This is a genomic window from Mesorhizobium shangrilense (genome assembly GCF_040537815.1).
Taxonomy (GTDB): domain Bacteria; phylum Pseudomonadota; class Alphaproteobacteria; order Rhizobiales; family Rhizobiaceae; genus Mesorhizobium; species Mesorhizobium shangrilense.
The window spans coordinates 81,351-96,379 of the sequence record NZ_JBEWSZ010000002.1; the positions used below are offsets into that span (position 1 = coordinate 81,351).

14 protein-coding genes and 1 pseudogene are annotated in these 15,029 nt (G+C 63.3%); 10 read left to right on the plus strand and 5 right to left on the minus strand.

The features are described from left to right. The first annotated feature begins 142 nt into the window (after nucleotides 1–142). On the plus strand, nucleotides 143–958 hold the full coding sequence (locus tag ABVQ20_RS25040) for an AraC family transcriptional regulator (protein ID WP_354462346.1): 816 nt from the start codon (nucleotides 143–145) through the stop codon (nucleotides 956–958). A 98-nt stretch (nucleotides 959–1,056) separates the two neighbouring features. Here ABVQ20_RS25040 and ABVQ20_RS25045 read toward each other — a convergent pair whose 3' ends face one another. Both ABVQ20_RS25045 and ABVQ20_RS25050 read right to left on the minus strand, forming a co-directional pair. Beyond that, entirely contained in the window at nucleotides 1,057–2,835 is a 1,779-nt protein-coding gene (locus ABVQ20_RS25045) for a cation:proton antiporter domain-containing protein (RefSeq protein ID WP_354462347.1), read from the minus strand. 239 nt (nucleotides 2,836–3,074) lie between these two features. After that, nucleotides 3,075–3,524: a baeRF12 domain-containing protein gene (locus ABVQ20_RS25050; RefSeq protein ID WP_354462348.1), complete on the minus strand. Its 450-nt coding sequence runs from the start codon at nucleotides 3,522–3,524 to the stop codon at nucleotides 3,075–3,077. A gap of 436 nt (nucleotides 3,525–3,960) precedes the next feature. Here ABVQ20_RS25050 and cysG point away from each other — a divergent pair, with 436 nt between their 5' ends. The 7 genes and pseudogenes from cysG to ABVQ20_RS25085 form a co-directional block, all read left to right on the plus strand. Continuing rightward, nucleotides 3,961–5,412 (plus strand): siroheme synthase CysG, encoded by a 1,452-nt coding sequence (gene cysG / locus ABVQ20_RS25055; protein WP_354462349.1) that lies wholly within the window; start codon nucleotides 3,961–3,963, stop codon nucleotides 5,410–5,412. Then, nucleotides 5,409–5,705 carry a DUF2849 domain-containing protein gene (locus ABVQ20_RS25060; RefSeq protein WP_227345250.1) on the plus strand — a complete coding sequence of 99 codons (297 nt, stop codon included), beginning with the start codon at nucleotides 5,409–5,411 and terminating at the stop codon, nucleotides 5,703–5,705. The genes cysG and ABVQ20_RS25060 overlap by 4 nt, the downstream gene beginning before the upstream one ends. Nucleotides 5,706–5,744: 39 nt before the next feature. Beyond that, nucleotides 5,745–7,415 carry a nitrite/sulfite reductase gene (locus tag ABVQ20_RS25065; protein ID WP_354462350.1) on the plus strand — a complete coding sequence of 557 codons (1,671 nt, stop codon included), beginning with the start codon at nucleotides 5,745–5,747 and terminating at the stop codon, nucleotides 7,413–7,415. Beyond that, on the plus strand, nucleotides 7,390–8,154 hold the full coding sequence (locus ABVQ20_RS25070) for a phosphoadenylyl-sulfate reductase (RefSeq protein ID WP_354462351.1): 765 nt from the start codon (nucleotides 7,390–7,392) through the stop codon (nucleotides 8,152–8,154). Before ABVQ20_RS25065 ends, ABVQ20_RS25070 begins: the two co-directional genes overlap by 26 nt. Before the next feature lie 112 nt (nucleotides 8,155–8,266). Further along, the gene (locus tag ABVQ20_RS25075) at nucleotides 8,267–8,800 is read left to right on the plus strand and encodes a DUF934 domain-containing protein (protein WP_354462352.1); all 534 of its coding nucleotides are present in this window, start codon (nucleotides 8,267–8,269) and stop codon (nucleotides 8,798–8,800) included. Nucleotides 8,801–8,896: 96 nt separating this feature from the next. After that, nucleotides 8,897–10,504: a GMC family oxidoreductase gene (locus ABVQ20_RS25080; RefSeq protein ID WP_354462353.1), complete on the plus strand. Its 1,608-nt coding sequence runs from the start codon at nucleotides 8,897–8,899 to the stop codon at nucleotides 10,502–10,504. A 4-nt stretch (nucleotides 10,505–10,508) separates the two neighbouring features. Beyond that, nucleotides 10,509–10,805 (plus strand): annotated as a pseudogene (locus tag ABVQ20_RS25085) (DJ-1/PfpI family protein); the annotation flags it as partial. A gap of 48 nt (nucleotides 10,806–10,853) precedes the next feature. On the opposite strand, the gene ABVQ20_RS25090 reads toward ABVQ20_RS25085, so the two are convergent. The 3 genes from ABVQ20_RS25090 to ABVQ20_RS25100 form a co-directional block, all read right to left on the minus strand. After that, nucleotides 10,854–11,804 carry a phosphoribosylaminoimidazolesuccinocarboxamide synthase gene (locus ABVQ20_RS25090; protein ID WP_354462354.1) on the minus strand — a complete coding sequence of 317 codons (951 nt, stop codon included), beginning with the start codon at nucleotides 11,802–11,804 and terminating at the stop codon, nucleotides 10,854–10,856. 177 nt (nucleotides 11,805–11,981) lie between these two features. After that, nucleotides 11,982–13,004: a fatty acid desaturase gene (locus tag ABVQ20_RS25095; RefSeq protein WP_354462355.1), complete on the minus strand. Its 1,023-nt coding sequence runs from the start codon at nucleotides 13,002–13,004 to the stop codon at nucleotides 11,982–11,984. 174 nt (nucleotides 13,005–13,178) lie between these two features. Further along, on the minus strand, nucleotides 13,179–13,379 hold the full coding sequence (locus tag ABVQ20_RS25100) for a hypothetical protein (RefSeq protein WP_354462356.1): 201 nt from the start codon (nucleotides 13,377–13,379) through the stop codon (nucleotides 13,179–13,181). A 236-nt stretch (nucleotides 13,380–13,615) separates the two neighbouring features. Here ABVQ20_RS25100 and grpE point away from each other — a divergent pair, with 236 nt between their 5' ends. Together grpE and ABVQ20_RS25110 are read left to right on the plus strand one after the other, a co-directional pair. Beyond that, nucleotides 13,616–14,251 carry a nucleotide exchange factor GrpE gene (gene grpE, locus ABVQ20_RS25105; protein ID WP_354462357.1) on the plus strand — a complete coding sequence of 212 codons (636 nt, stop codon included), beginning with the start codon at nucleotides 13,616–13,618 and terminating at the stop codon, nucleotides 14,249–14,251. Between the two features lie 126 nt (nucleotides 14,252–14,377). Next, nucleotides 14,378–15,010 (plus strand): trimeric intracellular cation channel family protein, encoded by a 633-nt coding sequence (locus ABVQ20_RS25110; RefSeq protein ID WP_354462358.1) that lies wholly within the window; start codon nucleotides 14,378–14,380, stop codon nucleotides 15,008–15,010. Nucleotides 15,011–15,029: the final 19 nt, after the last annotated feature.

Genomic DNA, 15,029 nt, shown 5'->3' on the forward strand with positions numbered 1-15,029 from the left:
GTGGTCGCGGGTCATTCCGGCGATGGGGTGCGCAGCGTCGACCCGATCAATTGGTGTCCGCCATGTACAAAACGGACCCTATCGGTTTCCCCGGTAAAAGAATTTAGCTATCATGGCATTTAATCTCTAAAAGCCGCCAATCATGAGACAGCCGCTACGCTACCCCTGGCCCGATTTCGATGTGGATGAGCTTTCCGCGCCGGTGATTGCGGTGCGCGTTGACGTCCCCGACACCAGGGCGGAGGTCGCCTACCATCGGCACCGCAAAGGCCAACTCGTCTTCGCGCTCGGTGGCGGCGTCACATGCCACGTCCCAAGCGGCTTGTGGATGGTGCCGCCTCATTGCGGGGTGTGGATTCCCGGCGACATGGAGCACAGCAATGTCGCGACGGCCAACGCTCGGATCTTCTTCGTGTACATTGAGCCGGGCGCCGCCGATCTGCCGGACCGGTGTTGCACCCTTTCGATCTCGCCGCTGTTGCGCGAACTGATCATCGAGCTGTCCGATCGTGTGGAGGATGATGAGGCGAGGGGCGAACTCTTGACCAGGATGCTGCTCACCGAACTCCCGCGTATGCCCGTCCAGCAGCTGCATCTGCCGATATCGTCCGAGCTGCGCTTGAGGCGGATCGCCGAAGCGTTGGCGCAAGACCCTGCCGACCGCAGCACACTGGCGGAGTGGGCCGACCGCGTCGCGCTCAGCGAGAGCAGTCTCGCCCGTCTCGTCGTGAAAGAGACAGGGCTGAGTTTCGGCCGCTGGCGCCAGCAATTGCACTTGATCGTTGCGATAAGGGAGCTGGCTTCGGGCGCAAGCGTTCAGCAGGTTTCGGGCGATCTCGGCTATGGGTCCGTCACAGCCTTCATCACCATGTTCAAAAAGGCGCTCGGCAAGCCTCCCGCACGGTATCTCAGCAGTATCGCACAGAACGGCGGTGTTGCATTCGCGCGATCAGGTTAGTCATGTCGGCCAAAAGTGGCCCCGGTCTGGGGAGAACGACATGCATAAAACAAAGATCTGAAGCGCGGCGCATGAATCCGTTCAGACGCGACGCGCTTTTAGGCCGTGGAGGGCTCGGCGGCCCGCCCCAGCACTTCCTCGACAATGCCGCGCGCGATCTCGCGCTCGCCCATGATCACCGTGTCGGCGCCAAGCCCTTTCAGATGTTCGACCTCGGCGTCGGAGTGAGCGCGGGCGACAACGTTGATGTTCGGGTTGGCGGTGCGTGCCCGCAGCACGATCTGGCCGGCCTCGAATGCGTTGGGAATGGCCAGGATCAGCCGGCTGGCACCCTCCGGGTTGGCGGCGGCGAACACTTCGGCATTCGCCGCATTGCCGGCCACGGTTTCGATGTCGTCGGCCTTGAGCCGCGCCAGTGTCTTGTCGGCATCCTCGACGACGAGAAAGGGCAGGGCAGCGTCTTTCAGCGCCGCGCCGACCAGGCTGCCGACCCGGCCGTAGCCGATCAGGATGGCGTGGTTGCTGAGCGTGGTCTTGGGCGGCGGGCCGTCTTCCTTGGCGACAACGGCGGCTGCGACCGACGCCACCTGGCCGGGCTCCGTCGCTGGACCGACCGGCTTCGCCTCGGCGGGCGGCGCGGTCCTTGCGGCGCGCTTGTCGAGCCACGGCTTCATGCGGTCCAGCGCCATGAACATCAGCGGGTTGAGGACGATCGACAGGATGGCGCCGGCGAGGATGAGATCGCGTCCCTGTTCGGGCAGCAGATTCAAGCCTACCCCGAGTTCAGCCAGGATGAAGGAAAACTCGCCGATCTGGGCAAGGCTGGCCGATATCATCAACGCCGTGGCGATCGGATAGCCGAAGGCAAGGACGATGACGAAGGCCGCCAGCGACTTGCCGATGACGATGATGACCAGCGTCGCCAGGATCGGCCAGCCATTGCTGATCAGGCTGAACGGATCGAACAGCATGCCGACCGAGACGAAGAACAGCACGGAGAAGGCATCGCGCAGCGGCAGCGACTCCTCGGCGGCCCGATGAGATAGTTCGGATTCGCTCATGATCATGCCGGCGAAGAAGGCGCCCAGCGCCAGCGACACGCCGAACAGTTTTGCCGCGCCGAAGGCGACGCCAAGCGCAATCGCCAGCACGGCCAGCCGGAACAGTTCGCGCGAGCCGGTGTGGGCGACGTAATGCAGGATCCAGGGAATGACCCGGCGGCCGACCACCAGCATGACCACCACGAAGGCGGCGACCTTGGCCAGGGTGATGCCAACGACGCCCCATATGCCGTAGCTGGCCGGCAGCGACAGCAGGCCGTTCGAGTGAACGGCCGCCTGTTCCTGGCCGCCCAGCACGCCGGCAAGTGCTGGCAACAGCACCAGCGCCAGCACCATGGCAAGGTCCTCGACGATCAGCCAGCCGACCGCGATGCGGCCGCGTTCCGTCTCGATCAGGCGGCGCTCCTGCAGAGCGCGCAGCAGCACCACGGTCGAGGCGACCGACAGCGCCAGGCCGAAAACCAGCCCCGCGCCCATCGTCCAGCCGAGCATCCAGGACAGGCCGGCGCCCAGCGCGGTGGCGAAGCCGATCTGCACGATGGCGCCGGGCACGGCGATGGCGCGAACCGACAAAAGGTCCTTGAGCGAGAAATGCAGGCCGACGCCGAACATCAGCAGGATGACGCCGATCTCGGCGAGTTCATTGGCGAGGCCTGCATCGGCGACGAAGCCGGGCGTGTTCGGCCCGACCAGCACGCCGGCGATCAGGTATCCTACGAGAGGCGGTATTCGGAAACGATTGGCGAGGGCGCCGAAGACGAAAGCCAGCCCCAGACCGGCGACGATGGTGGCGATAAGGGGCGTGTCATGCGGCATTGTCTATGGAGCGCCTTTCGAAACAACGATGTCGGATGTGCGCCGCCCGAGGCCGCCGCTTTTCCAATATGGTGGATGGGGTGGCGATGATGCAACCCGCAAGGCGACGAAATCGACCGCCCAGGTGCAAATAGCTTTTCGTCCGACGAAGTGGTCGCGAGCGGAGTGGAACGTGTCATGAAAAAGCTGCCCCGGATGGGGCAACTTTGGATGCGAGTGCACGTTACTTCGGCGAGCGGTCAGGCTGCCTGCAGCAAGGTCTCGATATCGAAAATGGCGTGGTTGGTCAGTGTCTTGGGAATTTCGGCGGTCACCTTGTCCATGACTTCCTTGTGGAGTTTCTTGCGCATCGCACCGAGCACAAGAGGTGGCGCGACCAGCACGATCTGGTCGAAGACACCCTTATGCGCGAGCTTGTAGAGGCGACCGGCTATCTCGTCGGCGAAGCGTTCCTTCCCGATGCGGTGCCAGTCGGTCTCCTCAACGGCGCTGCGGTGGACGGACGGTCCGTCATTGTAGCGGCCGGGACCGTCCGTGCCCTGTTCTCGCGTGGCGGGATTGTCCTGCTTCATCTCATGAACGACCTGAAGATGGGGGTAGGTGTTGTCGCCCATATTCTTGAGGAAGAGCGCTTTCTCGCCGTCGGCGACCATCACCCGGACGCCATGTTTCAGATTGATGGTGTTCATCACGCTCTCCTTTTCGGCTTTGTGGCCTGCGGACGCGCTTGGCGGATCAACAGGCCGGGAGCGAGGAACGTCCGGTCGAACTGGAATGTTCCGCTTTCCGTCCGCGATGAAATTGGGCAGAGCATGCCGACTGCGGAGCGTGAAATCCGCCAGGTCTGGCCGGGTTCGAATGGGTGCGGCTTTAATCTACTAACTTGGTAGAATTTAGAAAAAACTATTTTGCCTGGCGGTCGTCCAGTCGCTAAAAAGACGATGGATCAAGGCCTGCCGCAGCGACTTGATTCCGCTTTGCATTTGAATGTGGAATAATTTTCTCTTCGCTCTTTAGCTTTAAGAAAAGCGATTGCCTCTTATAGGGCGGTGCGCGAGTGGGTTCCTTCTGGTTTTTTGCGCTCGCGCGTAAAACTGCCGGATTGTTCAGGTTCCCTTCTCCGCCATGTCGCATGCACCCTCCAAGCTCAATGCCTTTCCCGTCTTCGTGCGGGTCGAGGGTGCAGTCGCGGCCATCGTCGGCAATGGCGAGGAGGCACTGGCCAAGGCAAGGCTGATCGGCCAGTCGAGCGCGGTGCTGCGCATCATCGCCGACGATGCCGAACCCGGCCTTCTGACATTCATCGCTCAGAGCGGCGCTGTTCACATCGAGGCCGCCTATGATGGCGTTCATCTCGAAGGCGCCGTCATGGTGTTTGCCGCCACCGGCACCGAGGCGCTCGATCGTCGTGTCGTCGCCGATGCGCGGCTGCTGCGCATTCCCGTCAACGCCGTCGACCGGCCGGAACTCTGCGATTTCTTCACGCCGGCGCTGGTCAACCGTGCGCCGGTGGCGATTGCCATCGGCACGGAGGGTGCCGGCCCGGTCCTGGCGCAGATGCTGCGCGGCCGTATCGACCGCATGCTGTCGCCATCGCTCGGCGCGCTTGCAGCGCTTGCCGCTTCGTTTCGCGGTGCCGCGGAGAAGCTGCTGCCGAAAGGCAATGCCCGCCGCCGCTTCTGGAACGACTTTTTCGCCGGTGCGCCGGCCCGCGCGGTGGAGGCAGGCCAGCTTTCGCAGGCGCATGATGCCGCCGTCGACCTGCTGCTGTCGAATGCGCCTGCTTTGGGTCACATCGCCCTGGTGGGCGCCGGCCCCGGTGCGGAAGACCTGCTGACACTGCGCGCCCATCGCTTGCTGATGGAAGCCGACGTGATCGTTTATGACGCGCTGGTGCCGGAGGCGGTCGTCGCCATGGGCCGCCGCGATGCCGAGCGGTTGGCCGTCGGCAAGCGCAAGGGCTGCCACTCCAAGAGCCAGGCCGAGATCAATGCGCTGCTGGTCGAGCTTGGCCGTGAAGGCAAGCGCGTCGTGCGGCTGAAGTCGGGCGACCCCCTGGTGTTCGGCCGGGCCGGCGAGGAAATGGCTGTTCTCCGCGATGCCGGCATCGCCTATGAGGTGGTTCCGGGTGTTACCGCCGCCTTCGCCGCCGCCGCCGATTTCGAGCTGCCGCTGACCTTGCGCGGCGTGTCCTCGTCGATGGTGTTCACCACCGGCCACGACCTCAAGGGAAATTCGCTGCCGGACTGGGCGAAGCTTGCCATTTCCGGCGCCACTGTCGCCGTCTATATGGGCCGCTCGGTGGCAGCCGAGGTTGCCGGCCGGCTGATCGAGGCCGGGCTTTCGCCGGACACGGCGGTCGCCGTGGTCGAGAATGCCAGCCTGCGAAACCGCCGCCGGTTCCACGGCACACTTGCCGATTTGCCGTCGCTGGAAGCGCGCGTTGATCTGACCGGCCCGGTCATGACGATCATCGGCGACGCTGTCGCCGGCGCCAATTTCGAACGGTCAGAGCCGCTCGCGGCACACAAGCATGAAGGCGCGTCCATCGCTGCCACCGAAGGAGTTCAGCCATGAAGATACTGACCGCCAATCGCCTCGGCGATGGCATTGCCGTCTGGTATGCAGACGGCGGCTGGGCCGAGACGGTGGACCAGGCCGACCTTGCGCATGACAAGGCGGCCGAGGACCGGCTGGAGGCGATTGGCGCCAAGGCCTATGCCGACAATGAAGTGGTCGACGTCAACCTGATCGATGCGGATGTCGTCAACGGCATCGTCGAACCGGTGCGGTTGCGCGAGAAGATCCGCGCCGCCGGCCCCACTATCCGCGGCGATCTCGGCAAGCAGGCTGCCCGGGCAGCGCAGTAAGACACCAGGCACGGGCGGACGCGCCCTGAAAGACGAAGCATGTACCGTTACGATGAGTTCGACCACGATTTTGTCCAGGCCCGCGTCGCCGAGTTCAGCGACCAGGTCCAGCGCCGGCTTTCCGGCGAGATCTCCGAGGAGCAGTTCCGGCCGCTCAGGCTGATGAACGGCGTGTACCTTCAGCTGCACGCCTACATGCTGCGCATCGCGGTGCCCTATGGCACGCTGAACAGCAAGCAGTTGCGCATGCTCGGCCACATCGCCCGCAAATACGACAAGGGCTACGGCCATTTCACCACGCGCCAGAACATCCAGTTCAACTGGCCGGCGCTGTCGGATATTCCGGCGATCCTGGAGGATCTGGCCAGCGTCGAGATGCATGCCATGCAGACCAGCGGCAACTGCATCCGCAACGTTACCGCCGATCATTTCGCCGGCGCCGCCGCCGACGAGGTCGCCGATCCGCGTCCCTATGCGGAAATCCTGCGCCAGTGGTCGTCCGTGCATCCGGAATTCTCGTTCCTGCCGCGCAAGTTCAAGATCGCCGTGACCGGTGCCGAGCGCGACCGCGCCGCCATCCAGACGCATGATATCGGCCTGCACCTGAAGAAGAACGCGGCCGGCGAACTCGGCCTTGCCGTCTATGTCGGCGGCGGTCAGGGCCGCACGCCGATGGTTGCCAGGAAGATTCGCGACTTCCTGCCCGAGGCGGATTTGTTGTCCTACTGCACGGCGATCCTGCGCGTTTACAACCTGCATGGCCGCCGCGACAACAAATACAAGGCGCGCATCAAGATCCTCGTCCACGAGACAGGCGTCGACGAGATCACGCGTCAGGTCGAGGCCGAGTGGCAGGAGTTGAAGGACGCCGAGCTGAAACTGCCGGACGCCGATATCCGCGCCATCGAAGCCTATTTCGCGCCGCCAGCGCTTGCCGACCGGCCGGAAGGCGACGCGGCGGTCAAGCTCGCCCGCCTCGATTCCAAGAGTTTTTCGGGTTGGCTCGACCAGAATGTGGTGACGCATCGCCATCCGGACTATGCGGCGGTGACCATCTCGCTGAAGGGCATTGGCGAGGTGCCTGGCGATGCCTCTGACAGTCAGATGGAAGCGGTCGCCGATATCGCCGAGAAATACGCCTTCGACGAGCTTCGCGTCAGCCATGAGCAGAACCTGATCCTGCCGCATGTGGCGCGCGCCGACCTCAAGGCTGTCCATGATGCACTGGTCGAGATTGGACTGGCGACAGCCAATTCCAACCTGATATCGGACATCATCGCGTGCCCGGGCCTCGACTATTGCGCGCTGGCAACGGCGCGTTCGATACCGATAGCGCAGGAGATTTCGCTGCGCTTCGCCTCGCTGGAACGGCAGCGCGAGATTGGCGAATTGAAGCTGAAGATCTCGGGCTGCATCAATGCCTGCGGCCATCACCATGTCGGCCATATCGGCATCCTCGGCGTCGAGAAGAAGGGCACCGAGCTCTACCAGGTCACGCTTGGCGGTTCGGCCGACGAGAACACATCGGTCGGCGAGATTATCGGCCGCGGTTTCTCGTCGGAAGAAATCACCGATGCCATCGAGACGATCGTCGACACCTATCTCGGCCTTCGGCTCGACCCCCAGGAAAAATTCATCGACGCCTACCGCCGTGTCGGTCCCGCGCCGTTCAAGGAGGCGCTCTATGCTGGCGAAGCCAAGGCCGCTTGACCTCATCGGCGACGCCGATGACGGCGTCGCCGCCAAGGCGGCGGGGTTCGATGCGCTCTATGGTCATCTGAACCCGCTCGAGATCATCGAACGCGCGGCCAACGATCTGTTTCACGACGAGATCGCCGCCGTTTCGTCCTTCGGCGCGGATTCGGCGGTGCTGCTGCACATGATCTCCGAGATCGACCGTACGTTGCCGGTCATCTTCCTCGACACGGGCAAGCATTTCGAGGAGACGCTCGGCTATCGCGACGCGCTTGCCGCCGATTTCGGGCTGACCAATGTCCGGGTGATAAAGCCGGAAGAGGCAGCGCTCGAACGGATCGACCCGACGGGCAATCTTCACCAGAACAATACCGACGCTTGCTGCGATGTGCGCAAGGTCGAGCCGCTGGCGCGGGGTGTGGCGCCCTTCCGCGCCTGGCTCACCGGCCGCAAGCGCTTCCAGGCGACGACGCGGGCCGCCCTGCCGGTATTCGAGGCGGTTGGTCCACGCATTCGCATCAATCCGCTGGCGCATTGGACGACATCGGACCAGGCCGACTATATGCGCGCGCATGCGCTGCGCGAAAACCCGCTGGTCGCCTATGGTTATCTGTCGATCGGCTGTTTCCCCTGCACACAACCGGTGCAGCCGGGCGAGGACGCGCGCAGCGGCCGCTGGGCCGGCCATGCCAAGACCGAGTGCGGCATTCATCTGTCGGGGTTGGAGAAGTCGCTGACCGACGCATCACTATAGGATATGTTGATATCAGCCGGCCCGAGAACGGCGACCTTCACCCGGAGGCCGCCGGCTTTGCGTGGACTGACCTTCAGCGGACTTTCGATTCTTTGGGCTTTAGGAATTTTTGATGACTGAATCGACGACACCGGAAACCCGCCTCTGGACCCCGACGGGTTTTCGCGAGGACGACTGGGCTCATGCCGAAAGCGCCGAGGCGCTGTCCGGCAACGGCCGTTTCATCCTGCCGCTGCAGGTTTTCCTCGACCTTGATCCGGAGGTGCGCCGCTCGGCGAAGGAACGCCTGGGCGTCCTGCTGCAGCCCGGCGACCAGCTCGACAAGATTGTGGATCTCCTCGATCAGCTATCGCTGGTGGCGCTGGCCTTTCCTGCTTTCAGTGACGGCCGCTCCTTCTCCAAGGGCGAATTGCTGCGCAGCCGCCATCATTTCGAGGGCGCGATCCGCGCCACCGGCCAGGTGCTGGTCGACCCGTTGCCGCATATGCTGCGGCTGGGCTTCGACGAGTTCGAGATTTCGAATCCGGTGCTGTTGAAGCGCCTGGAAGAGGGCCGCGTTGGCGGATTGGGGCTTTATTACCAGCCAGCCGCCGTACCGGAACCGAAAGGGCCAAAATATTCCTGGCGGCGCGTTCGCGCCGGCTGACGCAGCGGTAATTCCACCCGTCTTTACATCAGCTGTGATCGGGCCTTCTCTTGGTCGTCCGGACGGAAACATCCGCCGGGTGCCAGGGAGGAAGCCATGGATTTCGACTACGTCATCGCTGGCGGCGGGTCCGCCGGCTGCACGCTTGCCGCGCGGCTTTCCGAAGATCCGTCAAAGACGGTCTGCCTGATCGAAGCCGGTGGCGAAGGCAAGAACCTGCTTGTCCGTGCGCCGGCAGGCATCATCGCGCTGCTGCCCGGCCGGCCCAAGATCAGCAACTGGGCTTTTGAGACCGTGCCGCAGGAAGGGCTTGGCGGCCGCAAGGGCTATCAGCCGCGCGGCAAGGCGCTGGGTGGCTCCAGCGCCATCAATGCCATGCTCTACACGCGCGGGCACCGTGGCGATTATGACGAATGGGCCGATCTCGGCTGCGACGGCTGGTCATGGGACGAGGTGCTGCCCTATTTCCAGCGCGCCGAAGGCAACCAGCGTGGCACCGACGCGCTGCATGGCGGCGACGGTCCGCTGCGGGTCGCCGAGCAGCAGGAGCCGCGTCCGCTCTCCCGCGCCTTTGTCGAGGCCTGCGGCGAGAACCAGATCCGGCGCAACGACGATTTCAACGGACCCGAGCAGGAAGGGGCGGGGCTCTATCAGGTAACGCAATTCTGGGGCGAACGCCGCAATGGCGAGCGTTGCTCAGCGGCCGCCGCCTATCTGCATCCAGCCATGGACCGGCCGAACCTCACTGTCATCACCGGCGCGCACGCCACCGGCATCGTTCTTGATGGCAAGCGGGCCATCGGGGTGCGCTATCGCATGGGTAAAAATGAGGCGGTCGCCAAGGCGAAGCGCGAGGTCATCATCTGCGGCGGCGCTTTCGGATCGCCGCAGCTCCTGCTGCTTTCCGGGATCGGCCCGGCCGTCGAACTTGCAGCGCACGGCATTCTTGTCGTCCATGAACTGCCCGGCGTCGGCAAGAACCTGCAGGACCACCTCGATTTCATCCTGGCCTGGACATCCAGGGATGCCGACATGATGGGCATCGGCCTGCGCGGCCTGCCCAGCCTGGTCAGGCATATGCTACGCTGGCGCAGGGACGGCACAGGGATGATCGCCACGCCCTATGCGGAAGGCGGCGCCTTCCTCAAATCCGGACCGACGGTCGAGCGACCCGATCTGCAGCTACACTTCTGCATTGCCATCGTCGACGATCACGGCCGCAAGCTGCATATGGGGTATGGCTTTTCCTGCCATGTCTGCGTGCTCAGGCCGCACTCGCGCGGCGAGGTCGGGCTGTCGACGCCGGATCCGCTGGCACCGCCACGCATCGACCCGCGCTTCCTGTCCGACGAACGCGATGGCGACCTGCTGCTCAAGGGCATCAAGATGATGCGCGGCATTCTGGAGGCACCGGCGCTGGCGAAGTATCGCAACAAGGAAATCTATACTGCCGGCGTCACCAGCGACGCCGACCTGATGACGCATATCCGGGCTCGTGCCGATACGATCTATCACCCGGCAGGCACCTGCAAGATGGGCATCGACGAGATGGCGGTGGTCGATCCGGAACTGCGTGTGCGCGGGATGCAGGCCTTGCGTGTCGTCGACGCCTCGGTGATGCCGACGCTGATCGGCGGCAACACCAACGCGCCGACCATCATGATCGCCGAGAAAGCGGCGGATATGATCAAGGCAACTGCCTGATCGCAACGAGGCCGGCAAGCCGATCTTCACCATCTGCCATGGCGTGCAGATCCTGATCGCGGTCGATGGGGTGGTGCGGGGCAGGGAAGTGGCGGCGCTGCACTATTGCGAGCCGGAGGTGACGTTCGCCGGTGGCATCTATATCGATGTCGCGCCGACCGGCGCCCATGTCGACGGCAATCTGGTGTCGGCCAAGGGTTGGCCGGGCCTGTCGAATTTCATCCGCGAATGCCTGAAAGTGCTGGGCACCGAGATCCGCCACGGCGAAATCCTGATGCGCGAAGAGCGTCAGGCGGCCTGATCCCGACTTTGGCGTGGTCGCTGCGCCGCATGGCGCGGCGGCGACCGTCTAGAAGTAACGCTTGAGATTGGCGCGGACGCGATCCAGCACCGTGTCTCCGGAAAGGTCGGGCGAAAACACCTTGCCCGTGATCGCTTCATAGGCCTGTGCGTAAACCCGCGAGGCCTGATTGACGATCTCCTGGGGGATCGTCGGGATCGGATCCTTGTAGGGGTCGCATCGCGCGGTGACCCAGGATCGGATGAAATCCTTGTCAAAACTCTCCGGCCGCTCGCTCTTCTGGAACGCCTGTTCGTATGTCGCGGCGATCCAGTAGCGGCTGCTGTCGGGCGTATGGATCTCGTCGGCAAGAACGATCGCGCCATCCTTGTCGACGCCGAACTCGTATTTCGTGTCGGCGAGGATCAGGCCATTTTCGGCGGCCCGCGCCTGGCCTCGGGCGAACAGCTGCAAGGCGTAGCCCGAGACGGTCTGCCACTGTGCCGGTGTGAGCAGACCCTGCTCCAGTATCTGGGCTTCTGACAGCGGCTCATCGTGGCCACCATCAAAAGCCTTGCTCGTGGGCGTGATGATCGCTTCGCGAAGCCTTTCATTGGCGCGCAACCCGTCCGGCAGGACGGTTCCATACATCTCCCGCTCGCCATTCCTGTATTTGGTCAGGATCGATGTGCTGGTGGTGCCCGCCAGATAGCCGCGAACGACAATTTCGACCGGCAGAATTTCGAGCCGGGTGCCCACGACGACGTTCGGGTCGGGATATTCAAGAACATGGTTCGGGCAGATGTCGGCGGTTTCCTCGAACCAGTGGCGGGCAATCTGGGTGAGGATCTCGCCCTTGAACGGGATCGAGGTCAGAATGGCGTCGAAGGCGCTGATGCGGTCGGTGGCGATGATGATGCGCCGGCCGTCCGGCAGGTCGTAATTCTCCCGCACCTTGCCGCTGTAGCGGTTCGGAAGTTCGGGAATGAAAGCATCTGAAAGGACGCGGAGGTCGCTCATTGGTGGATATCTTTTGCCAGTGGTTGGTGCGCGTTGCTTAAAGCTCCGCGCCCGATCCATCAATGTCGATTGGTGCAAATCGCGTCGCGTTGAAACGGATTCAATCGACGCGCTTCAGCTTTTGTTTTTATGCATGTCGTTGCCCCAAAACCGCTGCGCACTTTTGGGCGACAGGCATCAAACCACCATCCGCGCTTCGCGGAACGATACCAGCTTCCGGCGGCTTTCATCCCACAGGGCCAGCTTGACGCAGCGCAGGCTGTCGAGAAGCGTCACGCGGCCGATGCCGCGCAGTTCCGGATAATCCCTCAGCACTTCCTGAAGCCGGTAACCCGGCACCTTGGCGGAGAGGTGGTGGACGTGATGCACGCCGATATTGCCGGTGAACCAGTTCAGCACCGGCGGCAGGTCGTAGTAGGACGAGCCGTGCAGCGCTGCATGCTGGAATTCCCAGTCGTCGTCCTTTGCCCACTCCGTCTCCTCGAACTGGTGCTGCACATAGAACAGCCAGATACCGGCCGAACCAGCAAGGATGACGATGGGCAGGTGGACGACCAGGAACGCGCCCGGGCCGACCGCCCAGATCAGCAAGGCAGCCGCAACCGCGATGGCGAGATTGGTGGACATGGAGGACACCCACGGCGTCAGGCCGCCACGCATCATGCCGACCGGCAGCCTGTGCTCGAAGATGAAAAGCCATGTCGGACCGAGGCCGAACATGACCAGCGGATGGCGATAGAGACGATAGGCTAGGCGGCCCCGCCAGGACAGTCGCCGATATTCGGCGACGGTCAGCGTCCGGATATCGCCCATGCCGCGCTCATCGAGATTGCCAGCGGTGGCATGATGGGTCGCGTGGGCGCGCCGCCAGCAATCATAGGGCGTCAGCGTCAGGATGCCCAAGGCGCGGCCGATCCAGTCGTCGGCATAGCGATTGGCGAAGAAGGAGCCATGGCCGCAATCGTGCTGGATCATGAAAATCCGCACCAGGAAGCCGGCCGCCGGCAGGATGAGGATCAAGCCCCACCAGTGGCCATAGGCGTAGGCGGCTGAAGACAGCGCCCAGAGCGTTGCGAAGGGAATGAGGGTGATGGCGAGCTCAAAGGCGCTGCGTCGTCTGTCCGGCTTCTTGTAGCGAGCCAGAATCTTCAACCAGGCCCGCTTGCTGTTGGCGGCCGCGTCAGGGGAAATCATGTTCATCAGGAACCATAGGCGGCGCATATGGCCGCCGCAAGGCAAGGATCACGTGAAATTACTGCGAGTAATTGACGCGCGATAGGCAAACAAGCAGGCCGGAGGCGGCAGGGAAAGGCCGTTCCTGGGGCGATCCTCGATCATGCAACAACAGGCAAGCGCCTGACGAGCCGCGCTCCATTAACGGGATCTGTCGCTGGCCACCATGTTCTCAATGCTGTCGAGGCGGTTGAGCAACTCCCTGAAATGCTCGGGGATATCATTATCCGCGCGGAAGGCCGGCAAGTTACGCAGAAAGCGCTTCGTCGCCTCGGCGCTCATCTGGCGCCTGATGTCGGCGGCGAGGCCCTCGGGTCTTTCGCCATTCTTGCGGGTCATCATCTCAAAATCCTTTGTCGGTCCCGAAACTCCTCCAGCAAGCGAATGGTTCCCGCATCACATCATCGTGGCAAGCAAAGCCGGCGGTTACGGTAAAGTTTGAATTAAAATCGAAGCATCGGCCGTGGGCGACCGGAGGTCGGCTGATGGCCTCCCGTATCGCTTACCCCTTGATTTTTGGCCGCCAAACCTCGATATCGGGCACAAATCCGAAACATTCGAAATGACGGGAAACGGCGATGAGCGACCAGGCAAAAGACGAACGCGCGCCCGATGAAATCGAGGCGATCGACGCCGCTGCCGAGCGTGCGCAGGGCAGTGTCGACGGCGACTATGAAGCACTTGTGCGGCTTCTGAAGGAAAATGAAGAGCTGAAGGACCGCGCGCTGCGCACCGCGGCCGAGATGGAAAACCTGCGCCGTCGCACCGCGCGCGACGTGCACGACGCGCGTGCCTACGCGGTTGCCAATTTCGCGCGCGATATGCTGTCGGTGTCCGACAATCTGCGCCGGGCGCTGGATGCCATCCCGGCCGAGGCCAAGGCGTCGGGCGATGCCGGCTTCACGGCACTGATCGACGGTGTCGAACTGACCGAGCGCGCCATGCTGTCGGCGATGGAACGGCACGGCGTGAAGAAACTTGCGCCCGAAGGCGAGAAGTTCGACCCGAATTTCCACCAGGCGATGTTCGAGGTCCCCAATCCCGACGTGCCGGCCAACACGGTCGTCCAGGTCGTGCAACCCGGCTATTCGATCGGCGAGCGGGTGCTGCGTCCGGCCATGGTCGGCGTCGCCAAGGGCGGCCCGAAATATGTGGCAAGCGAAACGCCGGTCGAGCCGGGCCCGGTCAATGAGCAGGCTGAGAAGGACGCGTAGTTAGGGCAATAGGGGAATAGGGGAATAGGGCAGTACGGGAGTAGGGGACAAAGAGCCGTATCAATCTAACGGCTTCGTGTTATTCCTTATTCACCTACTCCCGTACTGCCCTACTCCCCTATTGCCATGAATCCTATCGCGCTTCTCGACTATGCCGGCGTCGCCGTCTTCGCGGCGACGGGCGCGCTTGCCGCCTCGCGCAAGCAACTCGACATCATCGGCTTCCTGTTCCTGGCCAGCGTGACTGGCATCGGTGGCGGCACGTTTCGCGATCTCATCCTCAACGTGCCGGTGTTCTGGGTGGTGAACCGCGACTATGTGCTGATCTGCGCGGTGGTGGCGGTCATGGTCTTCTTCACTGCGCATCGGTTCGAGTCCCGCTACAAGCTGTTGCTGTGGCTGGATGCCATCGGGCTGTCCGCGTTCTCCGTGATGGGCGCAGCCAAGGGGCTGGCAATCACCGGTTCGCCGGTGGTTTCGATCATCACCGGCATGCTGACCGCCACCTTCGGCGGGATCCTGCGCGACCTTCTGGCCGGCGAACCATCGGTGCTGCTGAAACCGGAAATCTACGTCACCGCGGCCCTTGCCGGCGCGTCCCTTTACACACTGGGAGATATTTCCGGCCTGCCGCCGCTCCTGTCGAGCCTCGCCGGCTTCTTGGCGGCGTTCGTCGTGCGTGGCGGCGCGCTCAAATTCGGCTGGTCGTTTCCATCCTACAAGAGCCGGCCTGGCCGGCGGCCGGAAGACATTCCGTGAATTATCCTCGCTGAGAATA

Coding starts and splice junctions, on each gene's coding strand:
- ABVQ20_RS25070 (WP_354462351.1), top strand. CDS start 7,390: ATGCTGGCGAAGCCAAGGCCGCTTGACCTCATCGGCGACGCCGATGAC.
- ABVQ20_RS25060 (WP_227345250.1), top strand. CDS start 5,409: ATGAAGATACTGACCGCCAATCGCCTCGGCGATGGCATTGCCGTCTGG.
- ABVQ20_RS25090 (WP_354462354.1), bottom strand. CDS start 11,804: ATGAGCGACCTCCGCGTCCTTTCAGATGCTTTCATTCCCGAACTTCCG.
- ABVQ20_RS25095 (WP_354462355.1), bottom strand. CDS start 13,004: ATGAACATGATTTCCCCTGACGCGGCCGCCAACAGCAAGCGGGCCTGG.
- ABVQ20_RS25045 (WP_354462347.1), bottom strand. CDS start 2,835: ATGCCGCATGACACGCCCCTTATCGCCACCATCGTCGCCGGTCTGGGG.
- ABVQ20_RS25100 (WP_354462356.1), bottom strand. CDS start 13,379: ATGATGACCCGCAAGAATGGCGAAAGACCCGAGGGCCTCGCCGCCGAC.
- cysG (WP_354462349.1), top strand. CDS start 3,961: ATGTCGCATGCACCCTCCAAGCTCAATGCCTTTCCCGTCTTCGTGCGG.
- ABVQ20_RS25050 (WP_354462348.1), bottom strand. CDS start 3,524: ATGAACACCATCAATCTGAAACATGGCGTCCGGGTGATGGTCGCCGAC.
- ABVQ20_RS25075 (WP_354462352.1), top strand. CDS start 8,267: ATGACTGAATCGACGACACCGGAAACCCGCCTCTGGACCCCGACGGGT.
- grpE (WP_354462357.1), top strand. CDS start 13,616: ATGAGCGACCAGGCAAAAGACGAACGCGCGCCCGATGAAATCGAGGCG.
- ABVQ20_RS25065 (WP_354462350.1), top strand. CDS start 5,745: ATGTACCGTTACGATGAGTTCGACCACGATTTTGTCCAGGCCCGCGTC.
- ABVQ20_RS25040 (WP_354462346.1), top strand. CDS start 143: ATGAGACAGCCGCTACGCTACCCCTGGCCCGATTTCGATGTGGATGAG.
- ABVQ20_RS25080 (WP_354462353.1), top strand. CDS start 8,897: ATGGATTTCGACTACGTCATCGCTGGCGGCGGGTCCGCCGGCTGCACG.
- ABVQ20_RS25110 (WP_354462358.1), top strand. CDS start 14,378: ATGAATCCTATCGCGCTTCTCGACTATGCCGGCGTCGCCGTCTTCGCG.